Annotated in this window: 24 protein-coding genes; 11 read left to right on the top strand and 13 right to left on the bottom strand. The window is 68.3% G+C overall.

Annotation, left to right across the window (positions count from 1 at the left end; all coding sequences use genetic code 11):
• The first annotated feature begins 50 nt into the window (after nt 1-50).
• Nucleotides 51-2,138, top strand: coding sequence for a hypothetical protein (locus KY661_RS19540; protein WP_225411641.1), 2,088 nt, complete (start codon nt 51-53; stop codon nt 2,136-2,138).
• 16 nt (nt 2,139-2,154) lie between these two features.
• Here the strand turns inward: KY661_RS19540 and KY661_RS19535 are convergent, their stop codons facing one another.
• Entirely contained in the window at nt 2,155-3,054 is a 900-nt protein-coding gene (locus KY661_RS19535) for a LysR family transcriptional regulator (protein WP_225411640.1), read from the bottom strand.
• A 103-nt stretch (nt 3,055-3,157) separates the two neighbouring features.
• On the opposite strand from KY661_RS19535, the gene KY661_RS19530 reads away from it, so the two are divergent.
• Nucleotides 3,158-3,751: a glutathione S-transferase family protein gene (locus KY661_RS19530; RefSeq protein WP_225411639.1), complete on the top strand. Its 594-nt coding sequence runs from the start codon at nt 3,158-3,160 to the stop codon at nt 3,749-3,751.
• 26 nt (nt 3,752-3,777) lie between these two features.
• On the opposite strand, the gene KY661_RS19525 is transcribed toward KY661_RS19530, so the two are convergent.
• Nucleotides 3,778-4,341, bottom strand: coding sequence for a hypothetical protein (locus tag KY661_RS19525; protein ID WP_225411638.1), 564 nt, complete (start codon nt 4,339-4,341; stop codon nt 3,778-3,780).
• Nucleotides 4,342-4,486: 145 nt separating this feature from the next.
• The gene (locus KY661_RS37740; RefSeq protein ID WP_225411637.1) at nt 4,487-4,969 is read right to left on the bottom strand and encodes a glutathione S-transferase N-terminal domain-containing protein; all 483 of its coding nucleotides are present in this window, start codon (nt 4,967-4,969) and stop codon (nt 4,487-4,489) included.
• 78 nt (nt 4,970-5,047) lie between these two features.
• Between KY661_RS37740 and KY661_RS19515 the strand changes: the two genes are divergently transcribed.
• Nucleotides 5,048-5,572 (top strand): GNAT family N-acetyltransferase, encoded by a 525-nt coding sequence (locus KY661_RS19515; RefSeq protein WP_225411636.1) that lies wholly within the window; start codon nt 5,048-5,050, stop codon nt 5,570-5,572.
• 9 nt (nt 5,573-5,581) lie between these two features.
• On the opposite strand, the gene KY661_RS19510 is transcribed toward KY661_RS19515, so the two are convergent.
• The 4 genes from KY661_RS19510 to KY661_RS19495 all read right to left on the bottom strand — a co-directional run bounded on the left by KY661_RS19510 (nt 5,582) and on the right by KY661_RS19495 (nt 8,860).
• Nucleotides 5,582-6,697 (bottom strand): hypothetical protein, encoded by a 1,116-nt coding sequence (locus tag KY661_RS19510; protein WP_225411635.1) that lies wholly within the window; start codon nt 6,695-6,697, stop codon nt 5,582-5,584.
• A gap of 129 nt (nt 6,698-6,826) precedes the next feature.
• Nucleotides 6,827-7,111 (bottom strand): hypothetical protein, encoded by a 285-nt coding sequence (locus KY661_RS19505; RefSeq protein WP_075009356.1) that lies wholly within the window; start codon nt 7,109-7,111, stop codon nt 6,827-6,829.
• Nucleotides 7,112-7,194: 83 nt separating this feature from the next.
• A complete protein-coding gene (locus KY661_RS19500) occupies nt 7,195-7,902 on the bottom strand; it encodes a Coq4 family protein (RefSeq protein ID WP_225411634.1) in 708 nt (235 codons plus the stop codon).
• Nucleotides 7,903-8,113: 211 nt separating this feature from the next.
• Nucleotides 8,114-8,860, bottom strand: coding sequence for an SDR family NAD(P)-dependent oxidoreductase (locus KY661_RS19495; RefSeq protein WP_225411633.1), 747 nt, complete (start codon nt 8,858-8,860; stop codon nt 8,114-8,116).
• Nucleotides 8,861-8,911: 51 nt separating this feature from the next.
• On the opposite strand from KY661_RS19495, the gene catB reads away from it, so the two are divergent.
• Nucleotides 8,912-9,556 carry a type B chloramphenicol O-acetyltransferase gene (catB, locus tag KY661_RS19490; protein WP_225411632.1) on the top strand — a complete coding sequence of 215 codons (645 nt, stop codon included), beginning with the start codon at nt 8,912-8,914 and terminating at the stop codon, nt 9,554-9,556.
• Between the two features lie 8 nt (nt 9,557-9,564).
• Here catB and KY661_RS19485 read toward each other — a convergent pair whose 3' ends face one another.
• Entirely contained in the window at nt 9,565-10,026 is a 462-nt protein-coding gene (locus KY661_RS19485; RefSeq protein ID WP_225411631.1) for a MarR family winged helix-turn-helix transcriptional regulator, read from the bottom strand.
• Between the two features lie 82 nt (nt 10,027-10,108).
• Between KY661_RS19485 and KY661_RS19480 the strand changes: the two genes are divergently transcribed.
• Nucleotides 10,109-10,993, top strand: coding sequence for an SDR family oxidoreductase (locus KY661_RS19480; RefSeq protein ID WP_225411630.1), 885 nt, complete (start codon nt 10,109-10,111; stop codon nt 10,991-10,993).
• Nucleotides 10,994-11,146: 153 nt separating this feature from the next.
• On the top strand, nt 11,147-13,135 hold the full coding sequence (locus tag KY661_RS19475) for a CBM96 family carbohydrate-binding protein (protein WP_225411629.1): 1,989 nt from the start codon (nt 11,147-11,149) through the stop codon (nt 13,133-13,135).
• Between the two features lie 74 nt (nt 13,136-13,209).
• Here the strand turns inward: KY661_RS19475 and KY661_RS19470 are convergent, their stop codons facing one another.
• Entirely contained in the window at nt 13,210-14,814 is a 1,605-nt protein-coding gene (locus KY661_RS19470; RefSeq protein ID WP_225411628.1) for a PKD domain-containing protein, read from the bottom strand.
• A gap of 198 nt (nt 14,815-15,012) precedes the next feature.
• Here KY661_RS19470 and KY661_RS19465 point away from each other — a divergent pair, with 198 nt between their 5' ends.
• Nucleotides 15,013-16,794: a S41 family peptidase gene (locus KY661_RS19465; protein WP_225411627.1), complete on the top strand. Its 1,782-nt coding sequence runs from the start codon at nt 15,013-15,015 to the stop codon at nt 16,792-16,794.
• A 132-nt stretch (nt 16,795-16,926) separates the two neighbouring features.
• Here KY661_RS19465 and KY661_RS19460 read toward each other — a convergent pair whose 3' ends face one another.
• Nucleotides 16,927-17,529: a cysteine hydrolase family protein gene (locus tag KY661_RS19460; RefSeq protein WP_225411626.1), complete on the bottom strand. Its 603-nt coding sequence runs from the start codon at nt 17,527-17,529 to the stop codon at nt 16,927-16,929.
• A gap of 37 nt (nt 17,530-17,566) precedes the next feature.
• Here KY661_RS19460 and KY661_RS19455 point away from each other — a divergent pair, with 37 nt between their 5' ends.
• Both KY661_RS19455 and fabG read left to right on the top strand, forming a co-directional pair.
• Nucleotides 17,567-18,487 (top strand): LysR family transcriptional regulator, encoded by a 921-nt coding sequence (locus KY661_RS19455; protein WP_225411625.1) that lies wholly within the window; start codon nt 17,567-17,569, stop codon nt 18,485-18,487.
• 36 nt (nt 18,488-18,523) lie between these two features.
• Complete coding sequence (gene fabG, locus KY661_RS19450; protein ID WP_225411624.1) at nt 18,524-19,306, top strand: 3-oxoacyl-ACP reductase FabG; 783 nt, start codon at nt 18,524-18,526, stop codon at nt 19,304-19,306.
• 23 nt (nt 19,307-19,329) lie between these two features.
• Here the strand turns inward: fabG and KY661_RS19445 are convergent, their stop codons facing one another.
• Both KY661_RS19445 and KY661_RS19440 read right to left on the bottom strand, forming a co-directional pair.
• Nucleotides 19,330-20,109 (bottom strand): nucleotidyltransferase domain-containing protein, encoded by a 780-nt coding sequence (locus KY661_RS19445; protein ID WP_225411623.1) that lies wholly within the window; start codon nt 20,107-20,109, stop codon nt 19,330-19,332.
• Nucleotides 20,106-21,386, bottom strand: a complete 1,281-nt coding sequence (locus KY661_RS19440; protein WP_225411622.1) for a DNA polymerase beta superfamily protein — start codon at nt 21,384-21,386, stop codon at nt 20,106-20,108. Before KY661_RS19440 ends, KY661_RS19445 begins: the two co-directional genes overlap by 4 nt.
• A 95-nt stretch (nt 21,387-21,481) precedes the next feature.
• On the opposite strand from KY661_RS19440, the gene KY661_RS19435 reads away from it, so the two are divergent.
• Entirely contained in the window at nt 21,482-21,991 is a 510-nt protein-coding gene (locus KY661_RS19435) for a GNAT family N-acetyltransferase (RefSeq protein WP_225411621.1), read from the top strand.
• Nucleotides 21,992-22,012: 21 nt separating this feature from the next.
• On the opposite strand, the gene KY661_RS19430 is transcribed toward KY661_RS19435, so the two are convergent.
• Nucleotides 22,013-23,452 (bottom strand): hypothetical protein, encoded by a 1,440-nt coding sequence (locus KY661_RS19430; RefSeq protein ID WP_225411620.1) that lies wholly within the window; start codon nt 23,450-23,452, stop codon nt 22,013-22,015.
• A gap of 171 nt (nt 23,453-23,623) precedes the next feature.
• On the opposite strand from KY661_RS19430, the gene KY661_RS19425 reads away from it, so the two are divergent.
• Nucleotides 23,624-24,766: a zinc-binding dehydrogenase gene (locus tag KY661_RS19425; protein WP_225411619.1), complete on the top strand. Its 1,143-nt coding sequence runs from the start codon at nt 23,624-23,626 to the stop codon at nt 24,764-24,766.
• Nucleotides 24,767-24,865: the final 99 nt, after the last annotated feature.

The following is a 24,865-nucleotide window of genomic DNA, read 5'->3' as shown; positions in this document are numbered from 1 at the left end:
CCGGGCGGGCGCAATAAACCGAACCGGCCCTTCCTGCGTTGATGAGCCCGATGCGACGGAAACTCCTCCCAGTCCTGGGGCTCCTCCTGGCCGCGATGGGCGTCTGGGCCTGGGGAGAAGCCCTGAAGATGCCCCCTCCCGCCTCTTCAGGGCCGTTCCCCTCTCCCCCGAGTGCGTCCTCCTCCCACCTCGCCCCCAGCACCGAACCTGCTCCCCTCGGTGCGGACACCTCCGGCCCAGCGCCCTTCCCGGACGAGCCTGCGCTGGAGGAGGTCGAGGTGGCCCTGCCCCGGCCCGCGCGCGCCACCCTGAGGGTGAAGCTGGAGCCTCTCCCCCGGAAGACCTGGCAGGAGTCTCCGCTGCTCAGTGGAATCCGGGTCATCCTCGAGCGTGAGGGCTTCCGGAAGGAGGCCTTCACCAATGGCCAGGGCATTGCCCTCTTCGAGGAGCTGCGGCGCGATACCTATGCGGTCTCCCTTGATCATCCCGGCTGGGACCGCATGAAGCGCTCCGTGCACGTGCATGCCACCTCGAAGGAGGAGTCGCTGTACATCTCCCAGGCCTGCGAGATTCGCGGGAGACTCGTGGACCCCCAGGGCAGGGTTCCCCGGGGGGCCAGGCTCTGGATCTCAGGTCCGGAGCACGAGGCCCTCGAACGCACCTTCGGCCTGCCAGCGCCTCCTGCGGACGACACGGACATGGAGGACGAGCCGGAAGCACCAGGCGTCGAGCTCCCACTCACCCCCGAGGGGAGCTTCACCCTGGAGCGCATCGACTGTGACGACTACGTCCTGTTTGCGACGGCCCCGGGATACGGTCCGGTCGAGCGTCGCATCGCCCTGTCGACCGTGAATGTGGACAACACGGGGCTGGTGCTCCTTCCCGCTGCGGCGTTGCTCGTCAAGGTCCGTGGCTCGCAGGAGCAGTGGGGCGACACCACCCTCCACGTTTCCCAGGACGGACCGGAGCAGACCCTGTCCCTGGATGAGCGTGGCACGGCCCTCTTCGAGGGGCTCACGGGCGGAGAGGTGACGGTGGAGCTTCAGCAGGGCAAGGGGCCGGTGAGGTCTCGCACCGTCCACTTGGAGGAAGGCAAGACCGGGCGCGTGGACTTCTCCCTCGAGTCCTCCACCCTGACCGTCACCGTCGTGGACGATGCGGGCCAGCCCCTCAATCAGAGGTTTGTCCTGGCCACTTGTGAGGGAGAGGGTGGAGAAGAGCGGAGGGCCACGACGAACACGAATGGGGTGGCGGTGTTCGGGCAGGTCCCTCTCAGACCCTGCACGCTCTCCCTCTCCGATTGGCCCCAGGCAGGCACCTTCCGGGTTACGCCCCCCGGCCCCGCGCGCTGGGTGTTTCCCTCCGCGGAAATCGAGGCGCGCGTGGAGGGCATTCCCTACCGTTCCTCCCCTCAGTCCGTCTGGCTCCTGGAGCCGCTCGCTCCCCGTGGGACGCGCGTGCTCAACCGGGGAATCCCCAGCTTCTTTTCCCGGCTGCCCGCTGGGCGCTACCGCCTCACGTTCCACGTCGCGGAGGGGGGAGGTGAGGCCGAGGTGGAGGTCACCCCCGGCTCGAAGCAAAAGCTCACCGTTCCCATCACACGCCGGAACTGCGTGCGCGCGAAGCTCCTCCACGCCGGCACCCGGCAGCCCCTGGCCCGCGCGCACCTGGCGGCCCCCGTCCTTCGGGACGGAGAGCGCCTCGAGTGGAAATACGCCGAGGCGGACGAGCAGGGCGATGCTGCCCTCTGCGGGGTGCTGGGAGGAAACGTGCGCGTGGCGATGACCGAGACCGGCTTCCTGGGACACTTCTTCAACATCGATGTCCAGGGAGACGTGGAGCTCGGCACCCTCCTGCTTGAGCCCGTTCCGGAGCCCACCAGTGACGTGCTGGCGGATGACTTCATCGCCTCCTGGTCCAACGAGGCGGGCCTCCCGGTCGTCGCGTTCGAAAACGGCGCCCCCGTTTGGGCCGCTGCACTGCGCCAAGGCGACGAGATCCTCGAGATCGACGGCACCCCGACGAAGGGGGGCTCCCCCGTGGAGTGGGACGAACGCGTCGCCGGGAACACAGGGACCCTGCTCCGTCTGAAGATCCGCCGTCAGGGGAGGGTGCTGGACATCTCCATCCCCCGGTAATCGGAGAGCCGCTCCATCACGAGCGCTTTCGCCGCGAGCCGCTGGGCAGAGGCCCCCTCGGCTCGGTCAGCGTTGCCAGGGCATCCACGAAGAGCCGGACCTTTGAAGGAAGACTCACCCGGCTCGGGTAGACGGCGTGGATGGGCCTGCGCATCGCGGGCCTGGGACCGAAGAGGACCTTCAACCGGCCATCGAGGACGGCGTCCTGGCAGAGGATGGCCGGGACGCGCGCAATGCCCACCCCGGCGAGCGCCGCCTCGCACGCGAGCTCGAGGTCATTCACGGTCAGGACCGGATCGATTCGAGACCTCACCCCCTCGGCCTCCCAGGTCTCGAATGCACTGAAGCCAATGCAACGCGCGGAGCGGAGCTCCCGGGCACTTGGCGTGCCGTACTTCGCCAGGAAGCGGGGGCTCGCGACGAAATGGCCCCGCCCCTCGCCGAGCTTTCTCGCCACGAGCGACGAGTCGTCGAGCGGGCCGATGTGAATCGCGACATCCAGCCCCTCTTCGATGAGGTGGACACGGCGGTCTGCCAGCACCAGTTCCACCCGCGCGTGGGGGTAGCGGGCGAGGTACTCCGAAATCACGGGGGTCAGGTAGCGCCGCCCGTAGAGCATCGGCGAGGAGACCCGAAGCAGGCCGGTGGGCTCCGCCTGCCGCTGTTGCACTTCACGGTTCGCCTCGTCGATCTGCGCGGCGATGGCGGAGCAGCGCTCGTAGTACGTCGCTCCGGCCCCGGTGACCCGCAGGCGCCGCGTCGTCCGTTCCAGCAGCCGGACCCCGAGCCGCTCCTCCAGCTTGCGGATGCGCTCGCTGAGGGTCTGCTTGGTGAGGCCGAGCTGGCGCGCGGCCCGGGTGAAGCTCTCCTCACGGACGATCGCGGCGAAGAGCACCATGTCGGCGGGTGAGATCATGACTGTCAAGCCTAGCCTGACAATGCGTCCACCCGGGGCCGGATTGTCTGGGAACCCTGGCCGCTGCATGTTGCCGCCTCCCACGACCCTCAGGAGCGCCCACATGAAGCTCTACTTTGCCCCTCGGACCCGGGCGGTCCGTGCCCGCTGGCTGTTGGAGGAACTCGGGGTGCCCTACGAGCTGATCAAGCTGGACCTCGCCCGGCAGGAGAACACCACCCCCGCCTACCTGGCGGTGCATCCGCTGGGCGAAGTCCCCGCCCTGGTGGATGGGGACGTCACGCTGCGGGAGTCGCTGGCCATCTGCCTCCATCTGGCCGACCGGTTCCCGGAGAAGCACCTGGCGCCGCGGGTGGGCTCCGCGGAGCGCGGCCCCTATTACCAATGGATGGCCTTCGCCGAGGTGAGCCTCGACCCCGAAGTGATGGTGTTCTACAGGCACGCGCAGCGGCCCGAGGCGGATGAGGCGCTCGCGAAGCACGGGGCCCGGCTCACGGCCCTGCTCGACGTCATCCAGGCCGGCCTCGGCGGCAGGGAGTTCCTCGTGGGAGGGACGTTCACCGCCGCCGATGCGGTGATGGCCTCCATCCTCCACCTGGCCCACACGCTGAAGCGGCTCGACGGGCATCCGCAACTGGTGGAGTACGTTCAGCGCCACACGCAGCGTCCGGCGGTGAGGAAGGCCGTCTCGGGGTGAGGGGCCGTGCGCCCGTGCTCACCGCTTCACCGTGCCCGGCGGAACTCGAGGGCGGCAACCTTGCCGAGGCCGGCGAGCGCGGCCGCGACGGCAAGGCCCGTGGCGACGTGCGTGGGCTGGAGGCCACCCGCGTCGAGCGCCGCCATGGGGTCCCTCATGAAGCCGAAGGCAACGCTCAGGACCACGCAGCCCAGCGCCACCCCTGCCAGCCCCCACCGGCACAACATCCGCCCGGGGGTGTGCCACCGCAGGGGGAGGGAGGGCTCGCGGACGCTGAGGCGGGAGTGGCGGCGGCCCCGGCGATCCTTGAAGGTCGGGTTGGCCACCCCTTCGACCGCGAGAAAGCCCAGCGCGGCACCGGCGAGGCATCCGATGAACGCGGCAATGCCCGTGTGGAACTTGTCCCGCATGGAGGTGAAGGCGCCCGCGGCGGCGAGCGCGAGCAGCGCCGTCGCACAGGGCGAACCGAGGATGCACACCACTATCAGACGGACCCAGGCGCCCCGGCGGTCGACCACCAGCGCGCGCAAGGTCAGCCAGAACCAGAGCAGCCCCATCAACGGGGCGTAGGCGCCTATCAATAGGCGCACGCGCGATGCCTGGCGCGCGGTGGCGATTTCGCTCGGACTCCGTGGCTGCCTGGTCGCGGCGCTGGCGCCTGCCGTGTCCGTCCGCCCGGAATCCTCGCGAGCCACCGGCAGCGCCGCCGCCGTGGTGGGCTCCCACTTCGTGACGTCAGCGGCCCATCCTGTGCCTCCAAGCCCAAGCAGCAGGATGGGAAGCGCAAGCGAGAGCACGGAGCGGGGGGGCATCGGCGGGGATGTCTCCTTCGACGGTGTTCACGCAGCATATCGAGGCGAAGGCCTCGGGGGGCGGCTCATCCGCCCGCCGGGAGCCGGTGGCGGGTCTCGCGCATCGAGGGGCGGGCGTCGATCTGTTGGAACCAGGCGGCGAGGCGCGGATGGGAGGCGCGCCACCCGTGTTCCGGCCAGCGGAAGTCGAGGTACGGTACTCGCAGAGCACGCCGGACTCGTAGAGGACTTCGCCGCTGTCGAGGACCAGCGTCGGCACCTTGGAGAGCGGGTTGAGGGCACGCAGGCGGGCGTCGGTCCAGGGGGTGACCTCCACCAGGCGAAGGCACCCGGCCAGACCGAGCTCGTGCGCCGCGATGCGCACCTTCCGCGCGAAGGGAGACGTGGGGGCGTACCAGAGCTCCATGTGGCGGATGTTACTCGCCCGGCAGGGGGATGCCGCTCACCGTGGCCGTTCAGGACGGAGGCCTCCTATCATGTGCCCATGCGACGCTCACCCGGCAGGCGTGCGGTCCCAGGGGGCACGTCCCTGCCACCCCTTCAAGTCGAGGCGTGCGCCACGCCGGACCCAACGCTGCTGCTCGAACTTCAGCTCCGGGCGATTCGTCATCACGGGGGCGAGGCGTACGGCCCGTCCGAGCTCAGCGCTTGGTGCGATGCCGCCCGGGAGGATGCCGAGGCCCACTTGCTGAGGGACTTCCAAACGTATGCCGCCCACCGCGGCGGCCACCTGGTGGGCTATGGCTGCTTCTCCGGCGAGGATGGCCTCATCGGCGCGCTTTACGTGGAACAGGGCCAGATGGGGCAGGGGGTGGGGACGGCGTTGCTCGCCGCCATGGAAGCGGCCGCCTGGGAGCAACGCATGCAGACGCTGTATGTCCATGCGTCGCTCAATGCGGTCCCCTTTTATCTCCGGCGGGGCTTCACCCCCCTGGCCAGCACCGCCTACGAACTGCCCTCCGGCTCCCGGCTCGAGATGGTGCGGATGGTGAAGGACCTCGGTGGGTGACCAGGTCCCCTACAGGTCGCGCGCCGAATACTTCACGTCGGAGTGCTGGCGGCCCCTCAGGTACGCCATGAAGCGGAGGACCTCGCCATAGCCCTTGGAGCCGAGCCGTACCGGGGCTCCCGCCGAGGTGTGGAGGGTGCCAAGCTTGTTGGCCGTCCACGGAATCCAAGCGCGCTGGGATTCGAGCTTTCTGGCGGCCTGCGTGAGCAGGACAACCTTGGCCTCGGGGGTGGTGCACTTCTGGAGTTCGGCGAGAAACTCCCAGTACATCTTCATCTCCAGCGTCTCATTCATGTTCCGGGCCATCTGGGCCCACGTGCCGATGAGCGAATTGCACGCGACAACGTTGTTGAATGCTCCGCCCAGAATCGGCAGCCCCCGGCCCGTGCCGAACCACATGGCATACAAGATGTCTTCGTAAATCAGGAAGTTGTGGCTCACCGCGCCGGGCAGTGCGTGGCCCCAAAGCGTCGACGCGAGGAAGGAGTGCTGCAAGGTGTCCGCGAGGGAGCTGTGCGCGCCATCGCCGGTGATAAGCCCGAACGTCTGGTTGAAGAAAGGCGTTGTCTTGGCGTGCGAGACCTGGATGGGATCGGCGAACGGAAATTCCGTGGCGCCCATCAGGTTGAGCTGGGCGACGACGCCTTTGGGAGCAGTCTGGACGGTCGGCTGCTTGATGAAATGGGCTCCACCAAACGGAACGTTGAGGAACCACATGTCCATGAAGAAATAGGGATCATTGATCACCTCCAGCAACCGTTGCCGCGAGAAGCCCGTCTTGGCGGCAATGTCCTCCAAGCTTCCCAGCTTGGCTGCATACACATACTTGTGGGAAGACAAAGAAGATTCATGTTCAACGACAGCCGGGACCCGCGAACTGCTGGTGACGGGGATCTCTTTCACCACCTTGAAGAGCGTGCTGATGTCAGGGCTGAACGCCGGGCACACTTCCGTGTGGGAGCTGAAGTTTTCGATTTCATTCTTCGCGACCGTCAGCACCTTCTTCGTGGGCACCACCGTGCTGGAGGGGATGTCGCTGAACTTCCGAGAAATCACTATCGGGGTCACACGGCAGGCGACGTGGACATGGGTCGAGCCCGACGTTGCAATTCTTCTGAGAAGCATGAGGACTTCCTCTGGACTCCAAGGGGGCGGTGGCAACAGCATAGGCCCGTATGTTCACAAGGGTCAAACCGTGAACATTCGCTGAAGGCGCCCTGGCCTCAGTGCCAGAGCGCCTCACTTTCCCCTGTCTCAGTAACAGGCCCCGCAGCTCCGGCTCACGGCGCCCGCCAGATACTCATCGGTGCCGTTGGTGCAGTAGCGGTTCAACACATTGGCATTGCCGCTGCGGGGACAGGTCCGCTCACAATCCCAGATGAGGTACTCCGTGTAGCCTGCGGCACAGGCGGGTGCGGCCAGCGTCTGCTCCTGGCCCTCCAGAGCCTCCGCGTCCACTGCCGGCTCGGTGGCCGCTCCACCGCACCCAGCCGACAGCAGTCCCAGCATCAGCAGCCCACCGATCATCTTCGCGCGCATATCGACTCCCAGGTGCGTCATTCGTGTGATTGAAATATGGCACGTTTAACACATTTTTCCCGGAGAGCCTCGGAAAAACGGATTCAGGCCTTGATGGGCACCAGGGAGAGCCTGGCGCTCTCGCTCTCGCGCAGGAGGGTGTCCACCTTGTCGAGCTCCAGGCCGAAGGAGGCCCGCACCTGCTCCAAGGGCGTGCTCAGCAACGTCTTCCAGTCGGTGCCGAACAACAGCTTGGCCCGCCGTCCCAGCAGCCAGCCGCGTACCACCTGCGGCATCGCCACCTCACACAGGTCGAAGTTGCGCAGGAAGGTGAAGCACAGGCCCGCCACGAAGACCCCCATCGAGACGCGGGAGCCATTCTGGGCGAAGTAGAAGGACTGCAGCCCCAACTCTCCCTCGGGCGTCGGCAGAAAGCCCGTCACCACGTGCCACAGGTCGTGGGTCTCGAACAGGTGGGCCTTCACGTAGCTGGCCGCGTCAGGGGCCTCCAGCACGCGCAGCAAGTCCGGGTCCAGGCCACACTCACGCAGGTGGTCCGCGAAGGTGCGTCCCAGCGTGCCCTCGGGCAGCCGGCCCAGCGCCTCCATGTCGATGCGCCCCAGCCGGGGGCGCTCCTGGAGTACGCGTGAAATCCCAGGGTCCCGGGACATCCGCTCCACCATCTGCTGGGTCGCATCCGACGAGGCGTACAGCGCCTCGATCAAATCAAAGACCCGGTCCGGGTCATTGGCATCTCGGACCATGGCCAGAACGGCTCGGCTGACGCGGAACGTCTTCAAAACATTTTGCACGATAGCCCCCCCTTCCCGTTCCTTGAAGCCAAGGCCCGGGATGGTGTGGGAGCCTATTCAGCGCTCCCCGCCATGTGCGGTCCATCGCCTGAGGTGCGTCAGATGGGAAGCGGGAGCGGTTCGCGGACTTCACCCAGCAGACAAATCCATTCTTCCTTGGGACAAGGCGCAGGGGCCCCTCAGGGCATGGCCGCCTCCCGTCCGTTCGCCCCTACTGCGCCGTATAGCCGCCATCGAGGTTGTACACCCCTCCCGTGGCGAACGCGCTGCGCTCGGAGAGCAGGAAGAGGATCAGCTCGGCCACCTCCCCGGGCTTGGCCATCCGCCCCATGGGATGCGCCGCCCGAAAGGCGCCCAGCACCTCTTCGCCTGCGGCAAGGACCTTGGGCGTCTCCACGTAGCCCGGCGCCACGGCGTTCACGCGCACCCCACGGCCAGCGAGCTCCAGCGCGGCCGTGCGCGTGAGGCCGACCACCCCATGCTTGGCTGTCGTGTAGGCCGACATGCCGGGGATGCCCACCACGCCGTTGGCCGAGGAGAGGTTCACGATGGCGCCGCCTCCGGACGCGAGCAGCGCGGGGATCTGGTACTTGAGGCAAAGGAACATGCCCGTGAGGTCAGTGGCGATGACCTCCTCCCACACATCGGCATCGTAGTCGGCGATCTCGGTTCCCGCCGGACCGGTAATCCCCGCGCTGTTGACGCAGAGGTGCAGGCCCCCAAAGGCCGAGACGGCCTCCGCCACGAGCTTGCGGACGGACTCGCGCTTGCGCACGTCGACAGGGGCTGCCTTCACCCCCTTCAGCTCAGGCTCGGCCGCCAGACGCTCGGCCTGTTCCAGGCTGTGGGTGGCCAAAAAGACCTTGGCCCCCCGGCGGTGCAGTTCGCGCGCCGTCGCTTCGCCAATGCCAGAGCCCGCGCCGGTCACCAGGGCAATCTTTCCTTCGAAATCGGTCATTGTTCGTCCTTTTGTCAGGCCACCCACCCGCACAGCGTCGTCGGCCGCGACATGGCCAATTTTTTCGAAAGCCCTTTCAAGGGCATCACGCTCGACCGTCAAGTCACCCATCCCAACATCGCCGTCGGCCGCTACAGCTACTACTCCGGCTACTACCACGGTCACAGCTTCGAAGACTGTGCCCGCTTCCTGCTGCCCCATCAGGGGGCGGACCGGCTGATCGTGGGCAGCTTCTGCTCCATTGGCTCAGGGGCTGCCTTCATCATGGCGGGAAACCAGGGCCATCGAAACGAATGGGTCAGCACCTTCCCGTTCTTCTACATGTCGGAGGTGCCGCACTTTGCCGGCGCCCGCGACGGCTACCTGTCGGCAGGAGACACGGTCATTGGCAACGATGTCTGGATTGGCTCGGAGGCCATCCTCATGCCCGGCATCCAGGTGGGCCACGGCGCAGTCATCGGCACCCGGGCGCTGGTGACCAAGAATGTCGAGCCCTACACCATCGTGGGCGGCAACCCGGCCAAGCCAATCCGCAAGCGCTTTGCCGACGAGCAGATCGCCATGCTGCTGGAGATGAACTGGTGGGACTGGCCCGACGCGCAACTGCACGAGGCCATGCCCCTGCTGTGCGACGGCGATGTCGCGGCGCTGCACCGCTGGTGGCAGGCTCGCCAAGCCAACGCTCCTGAGGGGTGAGCCTCCGCTCAGGCGCTCTGATCGCTCTCCTTAACCGGGTCGCCGGTCATCTCGGTGAGGTTGGCCAGCACACGGCGCAGCAGGCCGTGGAGCGTCTCGAGCTCCTTGGCGGAAAGGCCCGCCGTGGCCTCGCCATTCGACTGCCCGAGGAGCTTGAGCGCCTTTGGCATGACCTCCTCGGCGCGGGGGCTGAGGCGGATGAGGGTGGCCCGGCGGTCGCGCGGGTCGGGCGATCTCTCGATAAGACCGGCCTTGGCCATGCGCTGCAGCAGCGCGGCGGCTGTGGGCTGCTCAACGTGCGTGCGCTGGGCAATCTCCGCCTGGGTCAGCGCCCCCTCCTCGGCCAGGCAAAGCAGGACCGGGATGTGGGCGACGCCCAACCCCAGCGGGCGCAGCTGCGCCTCGGCCACGCGCATGAAGGCCCTGGCGGTCCGGGTGACGAAGTAGCCCGTGTCGTAGTCGATATCCATCGGTTGCCAGCCTACAACATAGCGTGCTATCCAAAAAAAGATAGCATGCTATGTATCTAAGCCTCGTCAGGGAGAAGCGCTCATGATTCTCGTCACTGGAGCTACCGGACAGCTCGGGTCCGCCGTCGTCCACCGCTTGCTGGAGCGCACTGGCGGCGCTGACATCGCCGCGCTCGCGCGCGACGAGCGCAAGGCCGCCGGCCTCGTGGCGCGCGGCGTCTCGGTCCGGATGGGCGACTACGACGACACCGCCGCCCTCGATCGGGCGATGGCCGGCGTCGACCGCGTCCTGCTCATCGCGGGCAATACCCCCCAGCGCCGCGTGCAGCAGCACCAGAACGTCATCGACGCGGCCCGGCGCGCCGGTGTCGGGCTGATCGGGTTCGCCAGCCGATCGCTGAGGGATGTCCATGCCTCGGAGAACACGCTCATGCGCGACTACTTCGAGACCGAGGAGCGCATCCGGAGCAGCGGGCTGCCCCACGTGCTGTTCCGCAACGCCTTGTACCTCGACACCATCCCGGCCTACGTCGGTGGCTCGCGGGTCTTCGAGACCGGCATCCGGCTGCCGGCTGGCGACGGCAAGGTCGCCTACGCCCTGCGCCGCGAGATGGGGGAAGCCCTCGCCAACGCCATGCTCGACCATGAGGGCGCGGATCGCACCTACGTCGTCGCCGCCTCTCGTGGTTACACCTTCGACGACGTGGCGGCCGCCCTCACCGCGGTGTCGGGCAGGACCGTCGGTTACATGCGAATCTCCGACGAGGAGTACGTCGCGGACGCCGTGCGTGCCGGCGTGCCAGAGCCCCTTGCCCGCAGGTACCTCGGCTTCTGCTCTGATATCCGGAGTGGCCAGCTGGAGGAGACGAGCTCCAGCCTTGAGACGTTGCTCGGACGCCCCCCTGCCATCCTGCCAGAGGGGTTGCGCGAGGTTTTTGGGCTCCCGGCATCAGACAACCGCAGGTAGCCCGATCCCAAACACCAGACATCATCCCGGCCCCTGGTACGGCTCTTGAAACAGACAGCGCGCGTCACCTCTCACGGAACTCCAGCCAGAAGCCGGAGGGATGGGGGCGACGAATGCAACACAAGGGCGGTAACAAAGGTGGAGGAGTGGGAAATGTCAGGGTGGAGTGTGTGGAAGCGCGTGGGCGGGGTGGTAGGCGCAACGGCGGGGCTGATGTTGTTGACTCACTGCGGCGTGGCCGAGGAAGCCGCGGCGCCCGGTCCGGCACCGGAGATGGGCGCGTCGAAGCAGAAGTCCGCGCTGGAGTCCTGCCAACAGACGACCCGGGAGATGGAGTTCCGCGTGAGGGTCTCGGAGGACGCCTACGTGGTCGAGGCGGAACCGGACGCGACGCATGAGGGAGGAGACCTGCTGCTCGTGGATGGCAACCCCCGGATGGAGGCCTACCTGCGCGTCTCCGTTGATCCCGAAATCCTCCAGAACGTCACGCTCACGCGGGCGCGGCTCCGGCTGTATGCCATGGATGGCAGCAGCGACGGGCCCGCGCTCTACCGCGCCGACGCGAACTGGAGCGCGGACACCCTGACGTGGAACAACCGCCCCGCGCGCGTGGGCGGCGCGCTGGGAGACCTGGGCGCCGTCGGCAGTCACACCGAGGCCGAGTACGACGTGAGCGCGGTGGTGACGGGCGCGGGGACCTACAACTTCGCGCTGGTCCCCACGGGTGGCAATGGCGTGGACTTCGCCTCCAGCGAGCGGAGCCCCATCGAACCGCAGCTCATCCTGACCCTGTCCTGGACGTATTGCGAGCGCCAGGGCACAGGAGGCGACCTCGCGTGGACCTGGGCGCGCGGAGGCGTGGACGAACAGCAGTTCAAGGCCATGGCCACGCACCCTCAGGGGGGCTTCGTCGCTGCGGCGAACTATTACGGCAGCGCCCACTTCGGCGGGCAGACCTTCACCACGAACCACGCACTCGCCCTGATGCGGTATGGCGAGAACGGGGCACATCAGTGGTCGCGTGTCTACGTTCCCGGGAGCGCCGACATCCAGGTCCACCCCAACGCCCTGGCCGTCACCCCGCTGGGGAACATCCTCGTGGTGGGCAGCTACATGGGCGCTCCCGACTTCGGCGGAGGCCCTCTGCCCAGGACCCAGCCATTCGCCTACGCACTCTTCATCGCCAAGTTCTCTCCCACCGGGAACTTCGTGTGGGCCCAGGGCTTCATCCCGTCCAGACCGGGGGGCAGCGCCCACGTCATGGCGCGTGCTCTGGCCACTGACGCCAATGGCAGCCTCATCGTCACCGGCCACTTTGGCGGCGTGTTGAACCTGGGTGGCGAGGCGCTCCGGTCCTCGGAGGACCTTTCCCAGTCCGGCATGTTCCTCGCGAAGTTCTCCTGGGAAGGAACCCCCCTGTGGTCGCTGGCGGTTCCCGCGGGCGTTCATGGAGGCGACACCTGGGGGTGGGACGTGGCCACCGGCGCGGACGGGCGCATCTTCGCGGGTGGGGAGGCGGGCGCCGGCCGCCTGGGCGCCACCCAAGACAGGACACCGTTTGTCGCCGCCTACAGCCCGGAGGGGACGCTGCTGTGGTCCCGCGCGCTCAATGGCCCGGTGGGGTACGTGGGCTCGCTCGCGCCCATGCCCGGGGGCGGTGTGGCCTTCGCGGGCCGCTTCGAGGGCACCTTCAGCTTCGCGGGTTCCACCCTCTCCAGCCAGCACGGGACGGAGCCCTGGCCCGGGATAGACGGAATGGTTGGGGTGCTGTCACCGGCGGGCGGCGACCTCTGGGCGAAGGGGCTGGGCGACACCGGTTTCGAGGACGCTGATGGCCTCGCCTCGGATCCGTCCGGCAACCTCTCCGTCCTCGTCCACACCAACGGCCCGGTGGACCTGGGCGGCGGCGAGCTGGGGCATCCCGTGCACGACGCCTACGCCGTGGCGCGCTTCACCTCCTCCGGCACGCATCGCTGGTCCCGCCTGCTGGACCCGCGAATCGAAGCGCCGCAGCTGGGCACCTCGGCGGACGGGAGCACGGTGCTGGGAGGCCAGTTCCGGTTCCCCATCACCGTGGATGGCGTGTCCCACGCACCGGCGGACGGCTGGCCGGACCTGCTGTTCCTGAAGTTCGGTCCGTAGCGGTCCGGGCGCTCCAGCGAGGCGGCGGGCCTCGCTGGGGCACCCCCGGTGAGCCGTGAAGGCAACCGGCGGGGTCAGCGCACCTCGAAGTCGTAGAGGCGCGTGGCGGGATCGCCGTTCTGGCTCGCGGTGGTCACGTTGAACTTGATGTAGCGCGCCGAGGTGGGGCTGATGGCGTGGGTCGACGTGTTGGCCGTGTTGTTGGTCACCGTCACCGGGGTGCTCCAGGTGGTGCCGTTGCTGGAGGTCTGGATGGTGAAGGCCCGGGTGTTCCAGGTGTTCGACTCGCCGCCCGCGCCGGCATGGTGGACCACGAAGCTGCGGACCGTCTGCGCCGAGCCGAGATCGACCTGCAGCCAGGCCGGGGAGGCCAACGAGCAGAACTTGTCGGTGGTTCCGCCGGAGACGCTGCCGTTGACCGCCTTGGCCGGCGTCTCGCTGCTGTTGCAGGCGGTGGAGCCGGTCGCCGGCTTGTTGAGCGCCAGGTTGGCATAGCCCGCGCCGACAGAGATGGTCTGGGTCTTGGTGTGGCTGGCGCCCCGGTTGTCGGTCACGGTCAGGCTGACGTTGTAGCTGCCAGCGCTGGCGTAGACACGGCTGGGATTGGCCGCGGTCGAGCCGGTGCCATCGCCGAAGTTCCAGCTGCGCGAGGCGATGCTGCCGTCGCTGTCGCTGGAGGCGTCGCTGAAGGTCGCGGTCAGTCCGCTCACGGTGACGCCGAAGTTGGCCACCGGCGGGGTGTTGCCGCTGACGGCGGTGTTGATCGCCGCCGCGTACTGCGCGCTGGTGCCCTGAGCCGAGCACGCCTGCATATCGTCATACAGCCACATGAAGCCTCCGGAGATGCCAGCGGAGGACTTCCAGTTGCTCATCTTGCTCTGCACCGTGGCCGGACTGTCACCGCTGCCGCAGCCGGAGCCATGGCGCGACCACAGGCCCGGGTCCACGGTCATGCCCATCGCGGTGTTCCAGCTCGCCGGGTTGTTGCCGGCGCCGCCGTCGTAGACCTGCAGGTAGATGGTGTCGACCGCGCTGCCGAGGTTGTTCTTGAGGCTCCTCCAGAAGCTCTGGTTGGTGTAGGGCGCGAAGGTGATCTTGTAGCCCTGACCGATCAGCATCTGCCCGAACTGGGTGGTCGGGGCGAGGTCGTAGGCGCTCTCGTCATCGAAGTTGACCGCATCGGCGCCGGTGGCGGCCTTCAGCGCCTGGAAGTTGCGGTACAGGATGCTGTTGCTGCCGGTACCGCAGACCAGGGTGCTGCCGCAGCCGGCGGCGGTGCCGTTGACCAGCCGGGCCATGCGCTCGAAGTCGGGAACGCTCCAGGCGCCGGTCGACACTTCGATGCGATTGACCGAGGTGGGCGCGGTCTTGAGCGTGGCCAGCCGCGCCGGCCAGGCCGGGTCGCCGATGTAGGCGCCATTCTTGACCACCGGGATGTCGTTGTAGACGAGGTCGCCATTGTCCTCGATGTGGAAGCTCCACAGGATGACGGTGGTGAAGCCCGAGTTGCGCAGGTCGTTCATCACCGCGGTGCCGCCGGAATAGAACGGGCCGCCGCCGTAGACCGCCGAATCGGCATGGGCCGCCGGGGCGAGGCCGGCCAGGGCGAGGGTGGCGAGCGCCGACCAGGCCTGGCGGGCGGAACGGAGGCAGGACGAGAGTGGCTTCGACTTCGGCATGGTGGGATCCCCTGCAATGGGTGTCATGGCCGCGATGGCATCGGCGACGGGCCCACATTGCGAGCGCCGAAATCGAAGTGTCAACAGGCAAATCGATTTAAACGTGTAAATCGAGAACAGTTCACCTGGCTTGTCACGGCATCGCGTGCGTGGTGGGAGAGGGGGCGCCAAGCTGGCTCGCATTCTGGGAGAAGACCCATGCCCCGTATCTTCCTGTGGATGGTGGCGCTGACTGTTCTGCTGGGGGCAGCACCTCCGTTCGACCCAAAGCCCTGGCTGGAGGATTACCGCCAGCTCCGCGCGCAGATGGCCGTGGCGTACGCGAACCTGGATGACGCGGCGGCGCGGGGAGTGGATCTGCCCGCGCTCGATCAGAAGACCCAGGAGGCGCTGAAGCGGGCGGGCTCGGAGGTGGAAGCCCTTGCAGCGCTTCAGCGGTTCATCGCGGTCTTCCAGGACAACCACCTGCAACTGGCGCTGAGGGGGCATGTCCTCTTCGACACGTCGCCTTTTTATGACGTCCACCTCAGGGAGGACGGAGACCGGGTGGTGCTGGCCGCGCCGCTGCCCGGTGGCTGCGCGCTGGAGCGGGGGGCTCGGGTGGAGCGCGTCAACGGGCGCCCCGTGGCCGAGTGGATCGCGGAACTGGAACCGCTCGCGCCCGAGCCTGAAGCCACATGGCGCCGGAACATGGCGCTTGCGTACCTGACGCAGGGCCCCTTCGCGCCGCGAGGGGGGCTGACGGTGGAGGGACGCTCGGAGGCGGGGCAGGCCCTGTCTTGCCGGGTCGAGTCCGTGCCGCTGTCGACCCGGTTCACGTCGAAGGGGCCTGCTGTGCCCCTGTCATTCGAGCTGACCGGAGAGGCGGCCTGTGCGGCGATGGGGGCCAAGGCCCGGCTGCCAGGCCCGCCCTACGAAGGGGAGCCGGTCCCAGGCTTCGAGCGGCTCGAAACGCCGTCCAATGCCTTTCCCGCGGGGCTTCTGTCCATTGGCTTGGGAAAGCGGTGGGGGGTGGTGCGCATCCCGCTGTTCAGCGCGGAGGCGTATCCCGCCGCCTGCGCCGAAGCATGGGACGCCTGGCGCCAGGGCAAGGAAGGGCTGTGCGAGGGGGAGTGCCGGTGGGACTTCGAGGAGGAGGCGATCGCGCCCCGGCTGCTCGCGGACCTGGCGGCACGCGTGCGACAGCTCCAAGCGGCCCAGGTGGAGGGGGTGGTGTTGGACTTGATGGGCAATGGCGGAGGGACGGATTGGGTGGAGCCCGCCACGCGCCTCTTTGGCCCCAAGGGGATGCCGTGCTCCGGGTTGGGCTTCATCCGGCACCCGCACTGGACGAAGCAGTTCGAGGACATGAAGGCGGAGCTGGATGCCGACCTGGCCCGGCCAGGGCTCTCCCCGCGGGACCGGCGCATCCTCACCCAGGCCCGCCAGCGGGTGTTGGACCTGCGCGGGAAGACCCGGCGGACCTGCTCCCGGGAGAAGGTCTGGACCCACAAGGGGGCCCCGCAGGCGTGTCCGGGAGTGGCCCGCAAGGGAGCGCCTGCCTGCGGGCTGGTGCCAGATCTGCCCCCCGATGCGCTCTCGGGGCTCGGCTCGCGCCAGCTCGTCCAGGGCACGGCGGCATGGCATGACACGGAGGGGCTTTACACAGGGCCGTTGGTGGTGCTGACCAACCGGCGGACGGCGTCGGCGGCGGAGCAGGCCGCCGCGCTGTTGAAGGATGGTGCGGGAGCCCGGCTCCTGGGGGAACGGACCCTGGGCAGCGGCTGCGGGTACACGAACGGAGGGCTGCCCGTGGTGCTCACGCACTCGAAGCTGCGGATCAACATGCCGGACTGTATTCGCTACCGGCGGGACGGCACCAACGAGCAGCAAGGGCTCCAGCCGGACATCGCCGTGGTCTGGGGCGCCCTCGACAGTCCCGGGGAGCGGGCGCGCCGGTGGATGGAGGCCTTGCGCGCCTCCCTGGAGCCGCGTGGGTGACGATGAGCGCATCCGCCTTCATCGCCTCGTTCACGGGCATGGGCAGTTCCACCAACGGATTTCTCAAGTGGCGTTGCGGATCTGCTGGACCTTGACGGTCTGCGCGTTGGCGGTTGCCGCATTCCCGGGCGCTTACGCCCAGGCCGTGCTGTCGTTCACCACCACGGCGAACATGTCGGCCAGTGCCGCGAGTTCGTTGCGCTGCAGTTCGGACGCTGGCACCACGCCGCCCTGGGCGCCGGGCAGGTCGCGCGTCGCTGTCGCCGCGGCCACCACCGTGTTGCGGTAGCCGAGGTCGAGGGCCGCGCGCGCCGTGGCCGAGATGCACATGTGCGTCATGAAGCCGGCGATGATCAGCTCCTTCCGGCCGGTCGCCGCGATGCGCGCGTGCAGATCGGTGCCGGCGAAGGAGTTCGGCAGGCCCTTGGTCACCACCGCCTCGCCCTGCAGAGGGGCCACGGCGGGGATGATGGCGCTGCCAGGCCCCCGCGGATCGAAGATAGGGCTGCCCGCGGGGCCGTGGTGCACGACGTGGAAGACCGGCACGCCGTGGCGGCGGGCCAGTGCGAGCAGGTTCGCGGTCTCCTCCACCGCGGCGTCGACGCCGGCCAGCGGCAGGTTGCCACGGGACGTGTACTCCACCTGGGCGTCGACGATGACGAGCGCCGCGCGGTCGAACGGGGAAGGATGGACCGGCGCGCCGGTCATGGAGAGGAGGGTGCGAGGGGCAGTCATGAAAGTCTCCTGAGGTTGGTGCACTCATGAGTAGCCCGTGCATATTCGCGCAGCCATTGGCTATCCTCGCGCAATGGCTGTGCAAAAACGGTCAGGCCCACTGGACTGGGAGGATCTGCGCGTCTTCGTAGCGCTGGCGCGGGCGGGCAGCCTGTCGGCGGCGGCCCGGGTGCTGAAGGTCAGCCACGCCACGGTCGGCCGACGTATCGCCGCGCTGGAGGAGACGCTCGGCCGAACGCTGTTCGACCGGCACGCCGGCGGCTACTCGCTCACCACCGAGGGGGATGAAGTGCTGGAACTGGCCGCGGGCATGGACGAGCGTGCGCTCGCCATCATGCGCCGTGAGGGCCGGGAGGCCGGGCTTACCGGCACGGTGCGGGTGACCGCCACGGAGACCCTGGCCGAACTCATCCTCATCCCGTGCATGGCGGAGTTTCATCGCCGCCATCCCGGCATCACCCTCGAGGTGTTGATCGACCCGCGTTCGCTCAGCCTCGCCAAGCGCGAGGCCGACGTGGCCGTTCGTCTTGCTCGGCCGAAGGCGGGGGCGCTGGTCACCCGCCGTCTCGCCTCCCTCGGCTACGGTGTCTACGTGGCGCCAGACGGGGACACGTCCGCCTGGGTTGGCTTCGTTGATTCCTACGCCCACCTGCCCGAAGCACAGTGGCTGGCCCGGCACGCGGCCGGCGAGCGCGTGGTGCTGCGTGCCAACACACTTCTGGCGCAGGTCTCAGCGGCGCGGGCGGGCTTTGGCAAGGCGCTGCTGCCGCGCTGGTACGCCGAGCAGGAGGGGGGGCTTGTCCCCGTGCCATCGCCCGCACCGACACCCGTGCGCGAGGCGTGGCTCGTGGTGCACCGCGACCTGAAGGACGTGCCGCGTGTGCGTGCCCTCATCGAGGCGGTGGTCGCTGCGTTCGAGGCGAAGGGGGAGCGCCTCGGGCCGGGCGGGTCTTGGTAACGTCCCAGGACCACGGAAAGCCGGAGGAGGCGCAGCATGTTGGCAGAGTCGCTCAAGGGGAAATCCGTCATTGTCACAGGCGGCAGCAAGGGCATTGGCAAGGGCATTGCCCGGGTCTTCGTGCGGCACGGCGCGAAGGTGTTGGTGACCGGGCGGGAGCTCAAGGCGGCCGAGGCCGCGGCACAGGAGCTCGTCGCGGCGGGTGGCACGGCCAGCGGCTTGGGCGCGGATGTGACCCGGCTGGAGGACATGGAGAAGATGGCCCAGGCGGCGGCCGAGCGTCATGGCGGGCTGGACGTGCTGTGCGCCAATGCAGGCGTCTTCCCGCAGATGAAGATGGAAGACATGTCGCCGGAGATCTGGGACGAGGTGATGGCGACCAACCTCAAGGGGACCTTCCTCGCGGTGAAGGCGTGCATCCCGTACCTGAAGAAATCCGGCCAGGGACGCATCATCATCACCTCGTCCATCACCGGCCCGGTGACCGGCTTTCCTGGCTGGACCCACTATGGCGCCACCAAGGCAGGCCAGCTGGGCTTCATGCGCACGGCCTGCATGGAGCTGGCGAAGTACGGCATCACGGTCAATGCCGTGCTGCCCGGCAACATCGCGACGGAGGGCATGGTGGCGCTGGGCCCGGACTACATGAAGGGCATGGCGGCGGCGGTGCCGCTGGGCAGGCTGGGCGAAGTGGAGGACATTGGCCATGCCGCCCTGTTCTTCGCCAGCCGGGAGGCCGGCTACATCACCGGGCAGACGCTCATCGTGGATGGGGGACAGGTGCTGCCCGAATCACAGGACGCCCTGGCGCAGATGTGAGCAGACCTGGGCGGTGGGCGTCCTCACCAGTGTGAGCGCCGCAGCTCCAGCAGCCATGCCTCCAGGGCGTCCGTTCCCTGGGGGGCCTCGGGCAGCACGGAGCGCTCGCGGGCCGCGTCGAGCTGCTCGAAGGCGCGCCCCACCTGTCCCCGCCAACGCTCGGAGAGGGCCTCGGACAGCTCGCTGCGCTCTCCTCGCCGCTTCCAGGCGACCAGCTCCCCCGCCTCGGAGAAGCCGTAGCGGTCCATCAGGGCGGTGAGATCCGTCTCCACCTCGCCCGTGAGCAGCACATGGGTGCCGGTGAGCGTGGTGCGCAGCACGTAGAGGAGCTTCTTGGTGGAGCGAAAGCCCGTCTTCTCCCACTCGCGCAGCTGGCCCTGGGCGAAGCCGCGGTAATGCCGGTGGAGGCGCTGCGACAGCACCCCGCGCACGTGGGGCCGCAGGGACTCCAGCTCGGCCGAGCCCCTCAGGGTATGGGCCCCGAGCAACCGCTCCACGAAGTTGCCATTGCCTTGGAGCACCCCGAGGAGCACGGGGGCCAGCTCGTTGGACGAGTAATCCACCTCGACCCCCTCCACGACCTCCAGACGCTCGGCGGGCGTGGTGCGCTGCTCCAGCCGGAGCAGGTGGGAGGTGGGCGTGATGTGGACGCACTTGAGGTCCAGGTCGCTGTCAGGCGAGGGGAAGCCATACGCGTGTGCGCCCGTCAGGGAGACGGTGAGGTGCTGCCTGCGCGTGGCCTCCTCGTCGAGGACGCGGTGGGCGACACGGGTCTGGTGTTCCGTCATCAGCGGGTCCGTCATGATTCCTCTTCCTTGTCCTCGAAGACCGGAGGCGAGGGCGCATCCCGTCCGAGCGGCCCGGGCTCCTGCAACACCCACCGCCGCGCCAGCTCCTCTCCGGCCCGGCGCAGCAGCCGGTCCGCACGCGCGTAGTCAGGCAGGGCGGGGAGGGGGCTGGTGCGGTGGGCTTCCTCCAGCTCCGGGGCGAGTGCCTCGGCATCCCGCAGCACTTCTTCCAGCGGAACGTGCCCGGCCTTGATGTCCAGCAGGCGGGCCTTGATGGCGCCGGACGCCTCGAAGGTGGGGACCCCCTCCTTCAACCAGCCGGTGGCGAGCACCACCAGGCGCAAGAGGTTGTAGGCATTCTTCGGCCGCAGCTCGCGGGCACTGGGAGGCCGCTGTCCTCCGCCGCGCGCGTAGCGGACGAGGGCGGCGAAGTCGTTGGCTTCGATGAGCCCCTGGTCCGACAGCGAGCGGTAGAGCTGCTTGAGGTACGTCTTGGCCGCGAGCAGCCCGTCCTCGGGCGTCGGCGCGGTACGCGGAGAGATGGCGGACAGCCTCCGGGCCACCTCGTCGAGCGAGGGGGTGGGCTCCTCGCACAACCAGGCGAGCACGAGGTCCCGGTGTTCGGCGAGCCGCTGGCTGCGCGTGAGCTTGTCGAGCTGGCTCATGGCGTAGCGCCCGAAGCTGCCGAAGAGGGCCTTGGACACGAAGGCCTCGCGCTCGGCGAGCAGCCACTCGCCGAGCACGTCCAGGGCGCGGGCGCTGGGGACGAAGAGCATCTCCAGCGTGTTGGGGTCGGCGCGCAGGGCCTGCTCCACCGCCTTCGAGAACTCCCAGAAGGTGTGGCTGCCGTCCGCACTGACGAGGTCCTTCGCTTTGTCCGCGAGCCCGAAGTGCCAGGGCAGGGGCAGGCCAAAGACGCCGCGCGTGTCGAGATCGGAGTCCTCGTTGGCGAGCCCCCAGGCACGGGAGCCCACGACGGTCTCCAGCACCACGCAGGGCCGCAGGGCGTCCCAGGTGGCGGCGCGCCGGAGCGCGAACTGGAGCTGGCCCGGCTTGCGGGGCACCAGCTCGTCCCGGGCGTACCAGAGCTCGCCCACGCCGGTGATCTGCACATCGAAGCCGCCGTCCCGGGCGCGCGCCACGCGGCCCACCACGCCCTGGGGGATGCGCCGCTCGCCGGCGAGCCGCTCCACGCGCGTCGTCACCTCGGTGCCATGGGGAAGGGGAACCGAGAGCCGGTCGACCTGTTCATAGCCCCGGGGCCGGGCGGTCGGTGAGGTGTCGCGGGTCATGGAGGGCTCCTGGAGCAAGGAGGGCGGAAGGGCAGGGACGTGGTAGATGCCCAGGCCTGACAGTCCCACGGTGTGAGGTCCGCGTGGAATCCGAAATGAAAGTCCTGGAAACAGACCGGCTGCTCCTTCGCAGGCTCTCCACGGAGGATGCGGAGTTCATCTTGAAGCTGGTGAACGAGCCCTCGTGGCTGCGATTCATCGGCGATAAGGGCGTGAGGAACCTCGACGATGCGCGGAACTACCTCCTCACGGGGCCGCTCGCGATGTACAGCCGGTTTGGCTTCGGCCTGTACCATGTGTCGCTGAAGGACAGCGGCCTTCCGATCGGGCTCTGCGGCTTGATTCGGCGAGAGACCTTGCCCGATGTGGACATTGGCTTCGCCTTTCTTCCTGGCTTCTGGAGCCAGGGGTATGGCTACGAGGCGGCCTCCTCGGTGTTGGCGTATGGGTTCCACACGCTCGGCTTGAAGCGCATCGTGGCGATCACCTCGCTCGACAATCACAGCTCCATCAAGCTGCTCGGAAGGCTGGGCTTGACGTTCGAGCGGTTGATCACGCTTTCGGCGGGAGGAGAGACCCTGCGGCTCTTCGCGCGGGGCGCGTGAGGGCCTCTCCCCCGGGTGTCCTCAGCGATCGAAGCCGAGCAGGAAGAAGTCGGAGCGTCCCTCGGCTTGCCAGTGCTCGGAGCCTGCCGTGAGCGTCTGGGTGAACTGGCCCAGGATGGCGGAACGGCCGTCCTTCGTCACCGCGATGGAGGCGCTCTCAAGCCCGGGAGAACCGGTGTCGGCGCCACTCGCCGTGAAGCCACGGGTCCAGAGCGGCTTGCCGTGTACCCGGTCGAACTTCGCGACGTAGACGTTGGCCAGGGTCTCCGGATTGCCGGGCAGGGAGCTCAGCACGCCCAGGTCGCCACTGCCGGCTTCGTAGCTGCCCGAGACGGTCACGCCGTCCTTCTCGTCCATGGCCACGTCCTCGATGCTGAAGCCGAAGTTCCAGGCCCAGCGCTGCTCGCCCTGGCGGGTGAACGCGACGATGAAGGCATCCTGCTCGATGCCGCCATTGGGGGCCGCGGTATGGGGGCGCCCCGCGAAGGTGAAGCTCTGGGCGAACGTCCCCACGGCCACGACGCGGTTGCCATGGGTGGCCACGCTGAAGGCGAAGCCGAGCGCCCCTTCCAACCGCCGGCTCCAGCGCACCTGTCCTTCCGGCGACAGCATGAGGACGAAGGGCTCCGTGTGGACCTCCGCGAAGACCGTGCCGCACAGGACGAGGTTGCCCTCGCTGTCCACGGTGGCGCCAAAGCCCTGGCTCTGGTGCTCCACGTCGACGAAGGTCCACAGGTTGGCCCCCGTGGGCGAGAACTTCGTGAGGAAGGCGCTGGTGGTCTGGCCCCCCTCCGGCAATTGGCGGGAGGAGACAGGACCTCCCCCGAAGTCGATCGTGCCCGCGAGCTCTCCCGCCAGGGCGATGGTGTTGTCCCGGGCCGTCACGATGCGATTCACACCGGCATAGCCCCTGCTGGTGTCAATGGGGCGTGACCAACGCAGGCGCCCCCGGGAGTCGAGCTTCACGAGGTACCGGCCGAAGGGCAGGGCGCCACCGCCGAAGTCCACGTCATTCGCTTCGACGAAGAGGATGATGTCCCGCTGCCTGTCCACGGCATGGCGGAGCCCGAAGGCAGTCCCCTCCGGGCTCTGCGCACCGAAAATCTTCGACCACTTCAGGTGCCCGTGGACGTCGTAGCGTGCCAGCACTATCGCGTTGCTGGTGGGGCCTCCCGGAGCCATGAGGGGGCCCGTGCCGAGGTCGATGCTCCCGACGAAGTTCAGCAGGGCGAGGAAGCCGCCATCCCGGTCGCTGACGATGCTCCCGCTGTTGTCGTCGGGCCCGTTCAGGTGCTGGGCCCACTTCAGCGGCCCGTTCCACGCCCCTGGACCGCTGGCCTCCTGAGCCAGCGCGGCCTGTGTGCTGGGCGCCCGCTCATTCCCTACGCCACCGCCACACGCGGTCATGCCCACGGCCAGCAACAGCGGCAGGGCCTTCCATGCACCACTTTTGCGTCTCATGTCCTTCCCCTTCCCCATCCCAGGAGCCCCGTGGCTCCACCGTCGCCAAGCGTGCGCACTCGCCATGCCACCGCCAGTGCCTGAAGGGGGAATGCGAGGGTTCACCAGTCGACGCAGGAGGATGGCAGCTCCCCCTCCGCTCAAGCACTCATGCCAGGCTCTGGGCCTCATATGAGCATTGAGAATCCAGGGCATGGGCTCGAGCTTCGCTCGAGGATAAGCACTCAGGGCGAGCTGGAGCTGTCGCTGGCGCGGGTTGAGATACCGGAGCCCGCTCCTGGCGAAGTGGTCCTCCGCGTCGAGGCCTCGCCCATCAATCCCTCGGACCTGGGCACGCTGTTGAGCGCGGCCGACATGTCCACGGTCCGGGCCGGAGGAACGCCGGAAAGCCCCGTGGTCACGGCCTCCGTTCCGCAGCAGCACCTGAAGGTGCTGGCGTCACGGCTGGACAAGTCCCTGCGTGTGGGCAACGAGGGCGCTGGCGTGGTGATCCAGGCGGGCGCCAACGCCCGGGAACTGCTCGGCAAGACCGTGGCTGCGATGGGTGGAGGCATGTACTCCCAGTTCCGGGTGCTCCAGGCGTCCCAGTGCCTGGTCCTGCCGTCCGACGCGACCCCAGCCGATGGCGCGTCTTGCTTCGTCAACCCGCTGACGGCGCTGGGAATGGTCGAGACCCTGCGCCGGGAGGGCCACAAGGCGCTGGTGCACACGGCCGCGGCCTCGAACCTCGGGCAGATGCTGAACAAGATCTGCCTCAAGGACGGCCTCGGGCTGGTGAACATCGTCCGCAGCCCGGAGCAGGTGGCGCTCCTGCGAGGCCTGGGCGCGGCCCATGTGTGTGACAGCACCTCGGCCACGTTCACCGAGGAGCTGACCGAGGCGTTGGTGGAGACCGGTGCCACGCTCGCGTTCGACGCCACCGGTGGCGGACGGCTCGCTGGGCAGATCCTGGCTTGCATGGAAGCCGCAGCCAACCGCACCGCCACCTCCTACAGCCCTTACGGGTCCACCGTCCACAAGCAGGTCTATATCTACGGGAGACTGGATGTACGCCCGCTGGAGCTGGTGGGAAGCTTCGGCATGGCCTGGGGCGTGGGCGGCTGGCTGCTGATGCCGTTCCTGGAGAAGATCGGCGCTCAGGCCGCACAAAAGCTGCGAGACCGGGTGGCCGCCGAGCTGAAGACCACGTTTGCCAGTCATTACGTCGAGGAGCTCTCGCTGGCCGAGGCACTGCAACTCGACAGGATCGCCGTCTACAGCAAGCGCGCCACGGGCAAGAAGTATCTCATCAACCCGAACAAGGGCCTGAAGTAGGTCCTGCGGGCGCATTTGGTAGGGTCAGGGGGGCCGAAGCCCAACCTCGACGCGCGGTGCTCCCCTGCTCCCTGTCCTTCGCCATGAGGCGCACCGGAG

The sequence above is a fragment of the Allostigmatella hybrida genome (assembly GCF_020103775.1).
Taxonomy (GTDB): domain Bacteria; phylum Myxococcota; class Myxococcia; order Myxococcales; family Myxococcaceae; genus Hyalangium; species Hyalangium aurantiaca.
This window is presented reverse-complemented; position numbering and strand designations above follow the sequence as displayed.